Source organism: Natronolimnobius sp. AArcel1 (genome assembly GCF_011043775.1).
In the GTDB taxonomy this organism is placed as follows: domain Archaea; phylum Halobacteriota; class Halobacteria; order Halobacteriales; family Natrialbaceae; genus Natronolimnobius.
In genome coordinates this window covers 344,335-356,140 of sequence record NZ_JAAKXY010000003.1, presented here as the reverse complement: position 1 = coordinate 356,140, position 11,806 = coordinate 344,335, and the positions used below count along the sequence as shown (strand labels likewise).

The following is an 11,806-nucleotide window of genomic DNA, read 5'->3' as shown; positions in this document are numbered from 1 at the left end:
GGTGAGACAGACTCTCGCAATCACTGATGACTTATCCGAATCGCTCGAGTCTGCTCACGTTCGGCGACGACGCACGTCAGCCCTTGATGTTACAGACCGGGAACGTCCGTGCGACCTTATCACCGATTCCGAGCGCGTCCGAGACGCGGACGACTTCGTCAACGTCCTTGTAGACGCCCGGCGCTTCCTCGGCGACCGTCGCGCCCGACTGGGCCTTGACGTAAATCTGGTCCTGTTCCTCGAGTTCATCCTGCACGTCGCCACCCCAGAACTCGTTTTTCGCTTGCGTGCGACTCATCAGTCGGCCCGCGCCGTGGGCGGTCGAGCCGAACGTGAGGTCCATCGAATTCTCGCCGCCACGGAGGACGTAGCTACCCGCGCCCATGCTGCCAGGGATGATGACTGGCTGGCCCACGTCGCGGTACGCGGCCGGTACTTCGGGGTGACCGGCCGGGAAGGCTCGAGTCGCGCCCTTTCGGTGGACGAACAGTTTGCGCTCCTCACCCTCTACGGTGTGCGTCTCCTTTTTCGCGATGTTGTGAGCCACATCGTACAGGAGTTCCATCTCCATGGCTTCCCACGAGCGGTCGAACACGCGCTCGAAGACCTCTCGCGTGCGGTGCATGATGAGCTGGCGGTTGACCCACGCGAAGTTGATCGCCGCGTTCATCGCTGCGTAGTAGTCCTCGGCGAGTTGTGAGCCGGCAGGCGCAGCCGCGAGTTCCTTGTCCGGCAACTGATTCAGGAGGCCCTGATGTTGCTGTTCGATCTTTCGCAGATAGTCGTTACACGTCTGATGACCCAGCCCGCGCGAGCCACAGTGGATGAGGACGACGATTTGGTCCTCCTCGAGCCCGAACGCCTCGCCCACCTCGTCGTCGAAGACGTCAGTCACGCGCTGGACCTCGAGGAAGTGATTCCCCGAGCCGAGCGAGCCGATCTGGTTCTTGCCGCGGTCCTTGGCTTTCTGGCTGATTTTCGAGGCGTCGGCTTCCGCTCGGACCCCTTCATCCTCGCAATGCAGCAGGTCACCCTCGACGCCGTGGCCGTTCTCGACGGCCCACTCGACGCCGCGCTCTAAGATTTCTTCGACAGTGTCAACACCGGCTTCGACGATGCCGCCGCCGCCCAATCCTGACGGAACGTTCGCAAACAGCGAGTCGACGAGTTCCTCCTCGCGGCCCTGCAGGTCGTCATAGGTGAGGTTCGTCCGCATCATCCGGACGCCGCAATTGATGTCATAGCCGACTGCTCCCGGCGAAATACAGCCGTTTTCGGCATCGAGTGCACCGACCCCACCGACGGGGAAACCATAGCCCTGATGGCCGTCGGGCATACAGATCGCGTAGTTCGTGATGCCGGGCAGATGGGTCGTGTTCGTGATCTGCTCGAGCGTTTTATCATCCGAAATCTCCTCGAGGAGTGCCTCGCTCGCGAGGACGCGTGCAGGAACGCGCATGTCGCCCTCTTCTTGGACCTCCCAGACGAATTCACGCACTTGCTCGAGCGTGATACCGTCAGCATCGAACGTGTTGCTCATACGCGGTACTCGAACGGCGACGATGAAAGATGTTCGTCTCTCCGTCGAACAGCGATCGTTCAGCGGTCATTCCAGCAGACCAGCACCAGCCCACCTCAGTCGGCCGATGCGTCCGTCGGCGTCGCATCCACGTATTCAGACTCGGTTTCGAGGCGCTCGAGTTTGCCATCGAGTGCGTAGGGACCACTGCCGGTGATCAGAAGTGCAGAGGCCATTCCAAAGAGAGCGACGTGGGCGAGGACAGGATCGTCGGGCAGTGCAAAGAGGGTGAGTGTAAACATCGTAATGGCTGTCGCCGCGCTTGCGCGGGTGAAAAAGCCGAGGATAAGCGCGATGCCGAGTGCCGTTTCGGCAAGTCCAGCGCCGAGTACCCACAGTTCTGGCGCGACGGGAATCACCGCAGTCAGGTCGTAGCGGTCGACAACAGCGAGTGCGAGTCCCGGCTGGAGGATCTTCTGGGTCACGCCGAGGAAGATGAACGTGGCACCGAGTCCGAGTCGGACGACCGTCGGGAGCAGGCGCTCGTAGGGATCGATCCGAGACTGAAACGCGTCCGCCCAGTCGTGAACCGGGTCCAGTTTCCGGTACAGTGTCCCTCGCGTTCCGACGACACGCTGAAGGACGTGATCAGCACTCGGCCGCCCGCTGCCAAGGAGTGCGAGTGCTGCGAATCCACCGATGAACTCGAGTTGGAGCAAGAGCGTCGGCCAGATGGCGAGCCCGACGAGGTAGGTCACCAACCCACCGAGTGCAACGAGTCGCGTCGCGAGTCCGAACAGCAGCAAAAAGCCGAGACCGACCTGCAGAAGTCGAAGGTCGACCTCGAGTGCGGGGCTGATGAAGTAGCCGCTAAAGCCGGCCCCAATGAGGGGAATGCCAAGCGAAATGCGCAGCAACCAGGGAACGTACTCGATGTACTCTCGCATCGCAAAGCGAAAGGCGGCGATGTCTTGTTGGAGTGGGCGAACGGCGAGGTAGCCGCCGATGACGGCGAGGACGACGAGTCCACCGGCGAGCAGCGGCCCGACGACGAACGGATCTGTCAACCCTTCGGCGAGAAACTCCTCGAGGCCCACATCCTGTTCGTCGTCGACGACGTATTCTTCGTGTGCGCTCGCGGGCGATGTTGCGACCAGCAGACTCGAGAGGGCGATGAGGCTCACAATCCAGACGCGAGGGAGCCGTCGGGACAGCCGTCTACACTCGCGAAGGGACGAGGGACGGGACCGAGGCTGCAAGCGAGTGGATTCGATCACTGTTGGTCGTACGCCAACTGGACTGAATAAGCTTCGTCCGGCGGCAGCGCCTGTCACCGTGTGAATCCACGTTAGACATCAAAGACGACGTAGGCAGACCAGCCATCGCCCTCATCGACGCGCTCGAGTTCCATTTCGGAGTACGTTACTGCCTTAATTTCGCGGGCGTCGAGTGCTGACAGCGGGACGCCACGAGCACTGGCCTCGAGTGTCCACTCCTCGCCAGTCGTGTCGTCTTCGTCGGCTGAACCGTGCTGGATGGCGTCGACACGGTGGGACACTGGCAACTCGAGGCGGACATCTCGCAGGTAGATCAGTTCGTCGAGGTAGTCAAACAGCAGGGCTTCGCGGCTCTCTGCGGTGACCGCGAGGGAGAATCGCTCACCGGTCTCGACCAGTTCGTCACACGAGGCCGCTGCAAGCCCGTCAGCAACGGCCGCGAAGACATCCTCGAGTGAGTCGCCGGTTGCGGCGACTGCGATGTCTGCCGTGTGGTCGCGGAGTTCGTACGCCATTGCTGCTAGTTCGCGGACCGCTCCCGTATGTTCGTCGGTTCTGCTGACGCGTACAGAATATATCGGAAAATCGGGATGTTGCGGCCTGTCGCCGGTGGAATTATATTGGCGACAGTGTTAGGAAGGAGTAGTGAGCGTCAATATCGACAGTCGCGTCGTCGCGCCGGGGAGCGACGACTTCGTCGACGATGCCTGGGACCTCAAAGAGCAGATCAACAGGCAAGAAGGCGTACTCAAACAGCGACGCGACTTCTTTTCCGATGCCTATCGACGCTCGACGGTTCATTGCTATCTGCAGGACAGTGATCTCATCGGATTTGCAGCCGTTCGACGCGACGGCTATATTCTCTTTCTGGCGGTCGACCCCGGCTACCGTGGGGAAGGAATCGGCAAACGCCTCGTTGCTCGCGTCGCCGATGATCACGACACGATCACCTGTCACGCCCGCACGAGCAACGAAAACGCACTCCAGTTTTACGAACACCTCGGGTTCGAGATTAAACGCCGCATCGACAACTACTACGAAGACAGCGGCGATGCCTACTACCTCAAACTCGGCTCTGATGTAGGAATTACGGACCGTCTCTCGGATCTTATCCGGCGATAGTCACCGCCGCCCTCGACGGAACCAACCCTCACAAGATCCGACATTCGGCAGGGTTATACGGACCCACCCACGACTACTCGAGTCGTATGGAGGAGCGAACGCGAGCCTACCTGCGGGGGCGGTTTCGTGACCACTATCGTCGAACGGAGATCACGCCACCACCTGCAGCCAACGAACGCGAGTGGGGCTTTATCCCCTGGACCGAGGGACCAGACACGACCATGGTCCGTCACCGTTCGCTACTCGAGTTGGGCGACCTCTCGGAGTTTCTCGTCCGAAAACGACCACGTCACGTCTACTTCTCTGCGGGGCGCTTTCGCGACCCCGGCGCAAGTTCGATGCATGCCAAAGATTGGCAGTCCGCCGACCTCGTCTTCGACTTAGACGCCGATCACCTCCCGAACGTCACCCTCGGCGAAGACTCCTACGCCGAGATGCTTGCGACATGTAAGGACGCGCTCATGCGCTTGCTCGAGTTCCTCGAGGACGACTTTGCGTTCGAAGACTTACAGATCGTCTTCTCGGGCGGCCGCGGCTATCACGTCCACGTTCGCGATACGAACATTCTCGAACTCGACCGCGAGCACCGCCGCGAAATCGTCGACTACGTCCGTGGGATCGGCCTCGAGTACGAGGAGTTGATCGACACCGAAACCGTCGCCGGACTCGGCCGAAAAACGCCCACAGAGCGACGGACGCTACAGATCGAGGGCGGGTGGGGAAAGCGAACCCACGAGCACTTCATGACGTTCGTCGACGACCTGCTCGCGATGGACGAAGACGACGCCCTCGAGCGCTTACAGGAGTTCGACGGCATCGGCGAGGGGAAAGCCACGGCGACGCTCAACGCCGCCCGAAACAATCGCGACGGCCTCGAGTCGGGCAACGTCACCGTCCACACGGCTGTTTCCCAACTGGCCGAGCGATTCACGAAGACGGCTGTCAAACGGGATAACGCACCCATCGACGAGCCGGTTACGACCGATACGAACCGCCTCATCCGCCTGCCGGGTAGTCTCCACGGTGGCAGCGGCCTGAAAACGGTTCGCCTCGAGCGCGACGAAATTGCGGCGTTTGACCCGCTCGTTGATGCGGTTCCGGAGACGTTCCGGGGTCAGGAGATTGCCGTCGACGTGACCCGCGGCGGCGAGGTCGAACTCGGAGGAGATAGTTTTACAATCGCCGAGGGTGACCAGTCACTCCCAGAGTACGTTGCCGTCTTCTTGATGGCTCGCGGCAGGGCGGAGAAGGAAAAAGAATGAATTTAGACGAACTACGCTCGGTCCAGAGCAAGGAGCGCCAGAAAGACAGTCTCCAGAATCTGCGCCCCTCGTTCTACCAGGAGGTCGGTCAGTATATTGCCGATCTCGAGGATGAACGCGATCAGGCTGCCGAGCGCGCGACGGACCCCTTCTCCTCGCCGGAAGTAAGCCACCTGACGGACGAAATCGAGACGGCCAAAGACGTCGTCGAGGCCATCTACGAACGCCGGATGGGCAAACTCGTCAAACAGGCCAGCCTCTCTGCAGCCGGGATGGCAGCCAACGACGAGGGACTGACAGCCGAGGAAGCCGACCTCTTTGATGACCTCGTCGAACGCATCGAGTCGAACAAAACGCGCGTCCTCGACGTTCTCGAGGGCATGGAGCCGGCGGCCGATGCTGTCGACGCGCCCTCCGAACGAGAGTTGGGAACCGAAACCGACCGTGGGGCTCATACGGACGAGCCACCAGTGCCACCAAGCGCAGGGTCAACAGGCGACAGCGCCCACGGACATGTCGAAAGCGAGGACGCCCAGTCCGAAACGACACCGCCGGTACCGCCACAGGAATCGGAGTCACACGACGATAGTGTCCCCCCGGAGCCACCAGCAGACGCCTCGCCAGCGGCCGAGGCCTCGAGTGGCGTCTCACCGGCTGATGTCATGGGTGGAGCACCCGACACGTCAACGACCGAATCGGTAACTGACGGGGCTGGCAGCGACGACGCAGCGCCAGCCGACGGCCCCGCACCGGAGCCGCCGTCACCGGACGAGGCTGGCGTGACTCCGACCGAGGACGCCTCGACAGCAGTCGACCGCGTCACCGTTCGGATCACGCGCGATATCGGCCCCATTCTCGGCATCGACGACCGAGAGTACACCCTCTCGAGCGATGACATCGTGACCCTGCCCGAGCAGAACGCAACGCCGCTGCTCGAGCAGGATGCGGCTGAATCGCTCGAGTAATCCACAACAATTACTCGGTGGCTCGCAAAGACACCAGTATGCTCGATATCGGCGATGATGCCCCCGCGTTTGAACTTCGTAACCAGCATGGCGAGACGATTCGACGGTCCGATTTCGATGGACAGCGACTCATCGTTTACTTCTACCCGCGGGCGAACACCGACGGCTGCACCACCGAAGCCTGTGAGTTCGACGAGGCGCTGGCACAGTTCGACGCACAGGACGTCGCAGTGGTCGGCATCAGTGATGATCCAGTGTCGGACCTCGAGTCGTTCGCCGATGCGTACGACCTCTCGTTCGACCTGCTTTCGGACGAGGACGGCGCGGTTTCGACGGCGTATGACTCTTATGGCGAAAAACAGATGTTTGGAAACACCTTCGATGGCGTCTTTCGCAACACCTACGTCGTCGACCCCGACGGCCAGATCGAAGCCGTCTACGAGAATGTCTCGCCGGAGGGCCACGCCGATGCGGTCTTGTCGGCACTCGAGTCGGCGTAATCGCTGAGTGATTTCCAAGCGGTTACCTACGTCGGAGCGAAATCGCAGTTATCGGTGACGCCATGGTGAGACGCACGTGACACTGTCGACGCTCGAGGAGAACGATCGTTCGATTGCAGTGTTTACAATGCTCGGTCATGCGAGCGTGCACTGGTTCGAACTGGCGATTCCCCTTTTGCTGGTCGTCTGGCTCGATGTCTTCGAAGTGAGCGTTGCCCTCATCGGATTCATCGTCGCGCTTGGCTACGCCCCGTTTGGACTCGGCGCGTTACCGGCGGGCGTACTCGTCGATCGCTACGGCCCAAAACGGCTGATTCTGTGTTGTCTTGCTGGTATGAGCGTCGCGTTCATCACGCTCGCGTTTGCGACGTCGATCTATGCCATTGCGGTGAGTCTCCTTCTGTGGGGACTGCTCGCCAGCATCTATCATCCGGCCGGGTTGGCCCTCATCAGCACAGGCGTCGACGAACGTGGCACCGTCTTCGCCTGGCACGGCATCGCGGGGAATCTCGGCATCGCACTCGGGCCGTTCGCAACCGCGACCCTGTTGCTCGTTTTCGACTGGCGACTCGTTGCCATTGCACTCGCCGTCCCCGGATTGCTCGCGACGCTGTATGGCCTTCGAGCCGAGTTCGATCCGACCGCCGCCCTCGAGGCCGATTCGACAACTGCCTCGAGTGCAACACACGAAACGGACTCTCCGGCTGCATCGTCACTGTTTGAGAGTTCGCGAACGCTGTTTGCCAGTTCGTTCGTCCTTGTGTTCGCGATCGTCACCTGTGTTGGCCTCTACTACCGCGGCGTACTCACGTATCTCCCGGAACTACTCAACGGACTGCCGGCGCTGGCTGCCGTCGACCCACCGGGTGAACTGGCGGAGCTCTCGCTTGGCGACTATTTCTACGTCTGGGTGCTCGTCGCGGGCATGGGCGGACAGTACGTTGCCGGGCGACTGACCGATCGGATTGCCGTCTCGAGGGGCGTCGCGATCGTTTTCGTGGTGTTGGCAGTCCTTGCAGTGGCGTTTCTTCCGGTTTCTGGCAGTGGTGTGTGGCTGATCGTGCTTTACTGTGGTGTGCTCGGGTTCGCATTGTTTGCGATTGAGCCGTTCTATCAGGAAGCCGTCGCAGTCTATACGCCCGCAGAGACGCGTGGGCTCTCCTACGGCTATACGTACCTCGGGATGTTTGGGCTGGGGTCCGCGAGCATCGCCGTCGGTGGCGTCCTCCTCGAGTCGGTCTCTGTGCGGGCGCTGTTTGGATTGCTGGCAGTCTACGCACTAGTTGGTGCGATTATCGCGGTTCGACTGGTTCGACGACCAGTGGTCACCACAGCGACTGCATCGCCCAACTCACCGGATGAGAGTGACTGACGATTGTGATCAACCGAGTACGCTCGAGGATTCGATGTCGGCCACGTATACGGTGTTATAACTGTACACTGGGGCAACTACAGACGGCTCACAGGTGCACTGATTGTGACTTCTACCGGACTGTCCGATACAGTGGGAGAAAACGGGTGAAAGAGACATACGGCGCCAGGGTATACCTGACACAATGACCGTTGATCTCGATCGCACCGACAAAGCGATCCTTCACATCTTGCAGGATGATGCTCGAAACGTGACGACGGAAGCGATCGGCAAACAGGTTGGCCTCGCCGCGAGCACGGTTGCCAACCGTCTCTCGACGCTCGAGGACGAGGGCGTGATCGAGGGCTACACACCAGTTATCGACTACGAAACGGCTGGATTCGAACACCACATGCTGCTCGTCGGCACGATTCTCGAGGACGACCGCGAGCAGACGATTGAATGCATCGCCACCGTTGATAACGTCATTTCGGTCACTGAACTGATGGCAGACACCGATAACGTCCATATTGAATTGATTACACAAACGCAAGACAGGGCCGAAGAGGCCGTCGCAGAGCTGAATGAACTTGGAATTGAAATATCAAACACAGGGGTTGTCGTGGCTGAAAGCGGCCAATCGTTCAACCACTTCGGTGAACAATATACCAAGTAATGCCTGTAAGCCGAATATCGGCCACCATATCCGCTCTGAGGGGAGAATTTGGGCGTTTCTAGTGTGAAATCCAAAAATTTTATTATTTCCGACACTTTTAGGGCTTGGATGACCGTATCTGGGCCAATGTCAACACAGCGTCCGGCTTCCGACCCGTCCGACTCGTTGGTCAAGCGAATCGTCGATGGCGTGTCTGTAGTGCATGGGACACAACCGTTTCATCCTGCAGAACCGTTGTACCATGCTGTCGATCCGGACGCCTTACAACGCCTCGTCGAAGATCCCTCGACAACCGACCTCGAGATCACGTTCGAGTACCAAGCGTGTCGCGTCACGGTCGACGGCGATGGCGCTGTGACTGTTTCGCCAGTACAAAAAGAGCACACAGATCTCGAGTGAGCGTGTCCCTTATCGGTTCTGATCAATGCTCGGAACAAAAGTGTGAGTCAGGACGCTCACGACGATTGGCGAGGCGTTACTGGAACGTTCGACCGAGTTGATCTTCTTGTTGTGGCTCGGCCGTGTCGAACTCCGCTTCGATCTCTTCGTATTGCTCGCGCGTCTCTGGCGTTACGCTTGCGTTGACCTCTTCGAGGGCGTGCTCGAAGTGATCCGTGCTGATGCGGACGTTACCGATCGTCTCGGTCATCTCCTCGGGATCGACCGAGTTGATGAACTCGCGGCTGGCAGCCATCGACGCCTCGCGACAGACTGCTTCGATGTCGGCACCCACGTAGCCTTCCGTCTCGCTGGCGAGCCACTCGAGGTCGACGGCATCGGCCAACGGCTTGTTGCGGGTGTGGACCTCGAAGATCCGCTTGCGCCCGTCTTCGTCTGGCACCGGAACGTGGACGTGGCGGTCGAGTCGGCCGGGGCGCAACAGCGCGCTGTCGATCAGGTCTGGCCGGTTGGTCGTCGCGATGACGACGACGTCCTCGAGTTCCTCGAGTCCGTCGAGTTCGGTCAGGAGTTGTGAGACGACGCGCTCGCCGACGCCGGAGTCGGTTTGTCCCTGGCCGCGTTCGCCCGCGATGGAGTCGATTTCGTCGAAGAAGATCACGGTCGGGGCGTTCGACCGGGCCTTCTCGAAGACCTCGCGGACACCCTTCTCGGACTCGCCGACGTACTTGTTCAGCAGTTCGGGGCCCTTGATCGAGATGAAGTTCGACTGAGCCTCGTTGGCGACTGCTTTCGCGAGTAGCGTCTTCCCCGTGCCGGGTGGGCCGTACATGAGGACGCCCTTCGCGGCCTGCATGTCCATCTGCTCGAAGACCTCGGGGTAATCGAGTGGCCACTGGATCGTCTCGCGCAGACGTTCTTTGGTGTCTTCGAGACCGCCGACATCGTTCCAGGTGATGTCCGGGACCTCGACGAAGACTTCTCGCATCGCCGAGGGCTGAATTCCCTTGATGGCTTCTTTGAAGTCTCCCTCGGTCACACGCAGGGTCTCGAGAACTTCGGCGTCGATCTCGTCTTCCTCGAGATCGAGGTCGGGGCGGATCCGACGGAGGGCGTTCATTGCGCCCTCTCGAGCAAGCGACTCGAGGTCGGCACCGACGAAGCCGTGGGTGTTCTCGGCGTAGCGGTCGAGATCGATCGAGTCGGTCAGGGGCATCCCGCGGGTGTGGACCTGCAGGATCTCCTTCCGGCCGTCTTTGTCGGGAACGCCGATCTCGATCTCGCGGTCGAAGCGACCGCCGCGCCGAAGTGCGGGATCGATATCGTCAACCCGATTCGTTGCAGCGATGACGGTGACACGCCCGCGTTCTTCCAAGCCGTCCATCAGCGAGAGCAGTTGCGCGACAACGCGGCGTTCGACGTCGCCACCGGCCTCTTCGCGCTTGGCGGCAATGGAGTCGAGTTCGTCGATGAAGATAATCGCGGGAGCGTTCTCTTCTGCTTCTTCGAACACTTCTCGCAGCTGCTCTTCTGACTCACCGTAGTACTTCGACATAATCTCCGGGCCGGAGATCGTCTCGAAGTGGGCATCGATTTCGTTGGCGACTGCCTTGGCCATCAGCGTCTTCCCGGTCCCTGGTGGGCCGTGCAGGAGGACGCCCTTTGGGGGCTCGATTCCTAACTGCTGGAACAGTTCGGGGTGGCGCATCGGCAACTCGATCATCTCGCGGACCTGATCGAGTTCGTTGTCCAGACCACCGATGTCCTCGTAGGTAACGTCCGGAACGCCCTCAGGGGACGCGCCGGGGCCGCCGGAACTGACCTGTTCGGCCGGCGTCTCCGAAATCTCGATGTTCGTCGAGTCGGTGATGACAACCGTTCCGCTCGGCGACGTACTCGCGATTTTCAGCGGCACTGACTGGCCGGAACTCGACATTGGCCCAAACGAGAGCGAGAACGGCACCGTCTGGCCCTCTGTAACGGCCTGTCCTGAGAGCTTATCGCGCACAAGCGGGCCGATATCGCCACGAATCCGGAGATTTTGTGGCAGTGCAACGGTGACCGATTGTGCAGGATTGACGTCCGCGGGTTCAATCTCAACGCGGTCATCGATCCCGACGTTGGCTTCCTGTCGAAGCCGGCCGTCGATCCGTACAATCCCGCGCCCTTCATCTTCCGGATACCCCGGCCAGACCCGCGCGACCGACTGGCTGTCACCACCGCCGTCGATGACGATGTAGTCTCCGTTCTCGAGATCGAGTTCTCGCATGGAGACGCGGTCGATTGCGGCCAATCCGCGGCCAGCGTCTTTCTGTTTGAGTGGTTTAACGGTGAGTTTCATAGATCGCCCTCCAGTTCGACAGTGAGGACGCCGTTTTTCATAAACGTGTGCGCGTCGTCTGCACCGTCGGGGAGTTCGAACTCGTACTGTTCGTCGTCAGCGACCACGATAATGGTGCCGTCGGCCAGATCGACCGAGGTATCAACAGCAGACGTGCCGAAGTCGACCGCCAGCACCGTCCCATCACCGTAGTCGTAGCGCCGGGCAATCTGCCCGCCGTTCCGAGTGAATTGCTCGAGAGTCATGGTTCAACTAACTCAAGGTAAGCTGCGCTACTATAAAAATCTTCTGCCAGAAAATCGCATGACGTAGGCGGGGTAGCGTAGAAACCCGCTGTTTGCGGTTCACAGTGCATCCTGGCTGGTTAGCCATAGACTGGGATGGCCACCGGACA

The 11,806-nt window shown here is 60.4% G+C and carries 12 protein-coding genes; 7 read left to right on the top strand and 5 right to left on the bottom strand.

The features are described from left to right. Positions 1-76: 76 nt before the first annotated feature. The 3 genes from G6M89_RS09910 to G6M89_RS09900 form a co-directional block, all read right to left on the bottom strand. The gene (locus tag G6M89_RS09910) at positions 77-1,540 is read right to left on the bottom strand and encodes an RtcB family protein (protein WP_165161629.1); all 1,464 of its coding nucleotides are present in this window, start codon (positions 1,538-1,540) and stop codon (positions 77-79) included. 95 nt (positions 1,541-1,635) lie between these two features. After that, a complete protein-coding gene (locus G6M89_RS09905) occupies positions 1,636-2,706 on the bottom strand; it encodes a DoxX family protein (RefSeq protein ID WP_165162099.1) in 1,071 nt (356 codons plus the stop codon). Positions 2,707-2,867: 161 nt separating this feature from the next. Next, a complete protein-coding gene (locus tag G6M89_RS09900; RefSeq protein ID WP_165161628.1) occupies positions 2,868-3,311 on the bottom strand; it encodes an archease in 444 nt (147 codons plus the stop codon). Positions 3,312-3,441: 130 nt separating this feature from the next. On the opposite strand from G6M89_RS09900, the gene G6M89_RS09895 reads away from it, so the two are divergent. The 7 genes from G6M89_RS09895 (at position 3,442) to G6M89_RS09865 (ending at position 9,071) form a co-directional block, all read left to right on the top strand. After that, complete coding sequence (locus tag G6M89_RS09895) at positions 3,442-3,918, top strand: N-acetyltransferase (RefSeq protein WP_165161627.1); 477 nt, start codon at positions 3,442-3,444, stop codon at positions 3,916-3,918. Between the two features lie 86 nt (positions 3,919-4,004). Beyond that, entirely contained in the window at positions 4,005-5,180 is a 1,176-nt protein-coding gene (gene priS, locus G6M89_RS09890) for a DNA primase small subunit PriS (protein ID WP_165161626.1), read from the top strand. Further along, complete coding sequence (locus G6M89_RS09885) at positions 5,177-6,145, top strand: hypothetical protein (RefSeq protein WP_165161625.1); 969 nt, start codon at positions 5,177-5,179, stop codon at positions 6,143-6,145. The genes priS and G6M89_RS09885 overlap by 4 nt, the downstream gene beginning before the upstream one ends. A gap of 38 nt (positions 6,146-6,183) precedes the next feature. Further along, the gene (gene bcp, locus G6M89_RS09880; protein ID WP_165161624.1) at positions 6,184-6,645 is read left to right on the top strand and encodes a thioredoxin-dependent thiol peroxidase; all 462 of its coding nucleotides are present in this window, start codon (positions 6,184-6,186) and stop codon (positions 6,643-6,645) included. A 127-nt stretch (positions 6,646-6,772) separates the two neighbouring features. Beyond that, positions 6,773-8,017, top strand: a complete 1,245-nt coding sequence (locus G6M89_RS09875) for an MFS transporter (protein ID WP_165162097.1) — start codon at positions 6,773-6,775, stop codon at positions 8,015-8,017. A gap of 184 nt (positions 8,018-8,201) precedes the next feature. Beyond that, positions 8,202-8,672, top strand: a complete 471-nt coding sequence (locus G6M89_RS09870) for an Lrp/AsnC family transcriptional regulator (protein WP_165161623.1) — start codon at positions 8,202-8,204, stop codon at positions 8,670-8,672. 126 nt (positions 8,673-8,798) lie between these two features. Beyond that, positions 8,799-9,071, top strand: a complete 273-nt coding sequence (locus tag G6M89_RS09865; protein ID WP_165161622.1) for a HalOD1 output domain-containing protein — start codon at positions 8,799-8,801, stop codon at positions 9,069-9,071. 76 nt (positions 9,072-9,147) lie between these two features. Here the strand turns inward: G6M89_RS09865 and G6M89_RS09860 are convergent, their stop codons facing one another. Both G6M89_RS09860 and G6M89_RS09855 read right to left on the bottom strand, forming a co-directional pair. Continuing rightward, positions 9,148-11,412 (bottom strand): CDC48 family AAA ATPase, encoded by a 2,265-nt coding sequence (locus G6M89_RS09860; protein ID WP_165161621.1) that lies wholly within the window; start codon positions 11,410-11,412, stop codon positions 9,148-9,150. Then, positions 11,409-11,657, bottom strand: a complete 249-nt coding sequence (locus tag G6M89_RS09855; protein WP_165161620.1) for an Hsp20/alpha crystallin family protein — start codon at positions 11,655-11,657, stop codon at positions 11,409-11,411. Before G6M89_RS09855 ends, G6M89_RS09860 begins: the two co-directional genes overlap by 4 nt. Positions 11,658-11,806 lie beyond the last annotated feature (149 nt).

Bases quoted from the DNA above. Each gene is read 5' to 3' on its own strand.
- G6M89_RS09910 (WP_165161629.1), bottom strand. From the start codon at position 1,540: ATGAGCAACACGTTCGATGCTGACGGTATCACGCTCGAGCAAGTGCGT.
- G6M89_RS09900 (WP_165161628.1), bottom strand. From the start codon at position 3,311: ATGGCGTACGAACTCCGCGACCACACGGCAGACATCGCAGTCGCCGCA.
- priS (WP_165161626.1), top strand. From the start codon at position 4,005: ATGGAGGAGCGAACGCGAGCCTACCTGCGGGGGCGGTTTCGTGACCAC.
- G6M89_RS09885 (WP_165161625.1), top strand. From the start codon at position 5,177: ATGAATTTAGACGAACTACGCTCGGTCCAGAGCAAGGAGCGCCAGAAA.
- bcp (WP_165161624.1), top strand. From the start codon at position 6,184: ATGCTCGATATCGGCGATGATGCCCCCGCGTTTGAACTTCGTAACCAG.
- G6M89_RS09875 (WP_165162097.1), top strand. From the start codon at position 6,773: ATGCTCGGTCATGCGAGCGTGCACTGGTTCGAACTGGCGATTCCCCTT.
- G6M89_RS09870 (WP_165161623.1), top strand. From the start codon at position 8,202: ATGACCGTTGATCTCGATCGCACCGACAAAGCGATCCTTCACATCTTG.
- G6M89_RS09865 (WP_165161622.1), top strand. From the start codon at position 8,799: ATGTCAACACAGCGTCCGGCTTCCGACCCGTCCGACTCGTTGGTCAAG.
- G6M89_RS09860 (WP_165161621.1), bottom strand. From the start codon at position 11,412: ATGAAACTCACCGTTAAACCACTCAAACAGAAAGACGCTGGCCGCGGA.
- G6M89_RS09855 (WP_165161620.1), bottom strand. From the start codon at position 11,657: ATGACTCTCGAGCAATTCACTCGGAACGGCGGGCAGATTGCCCGGCGC.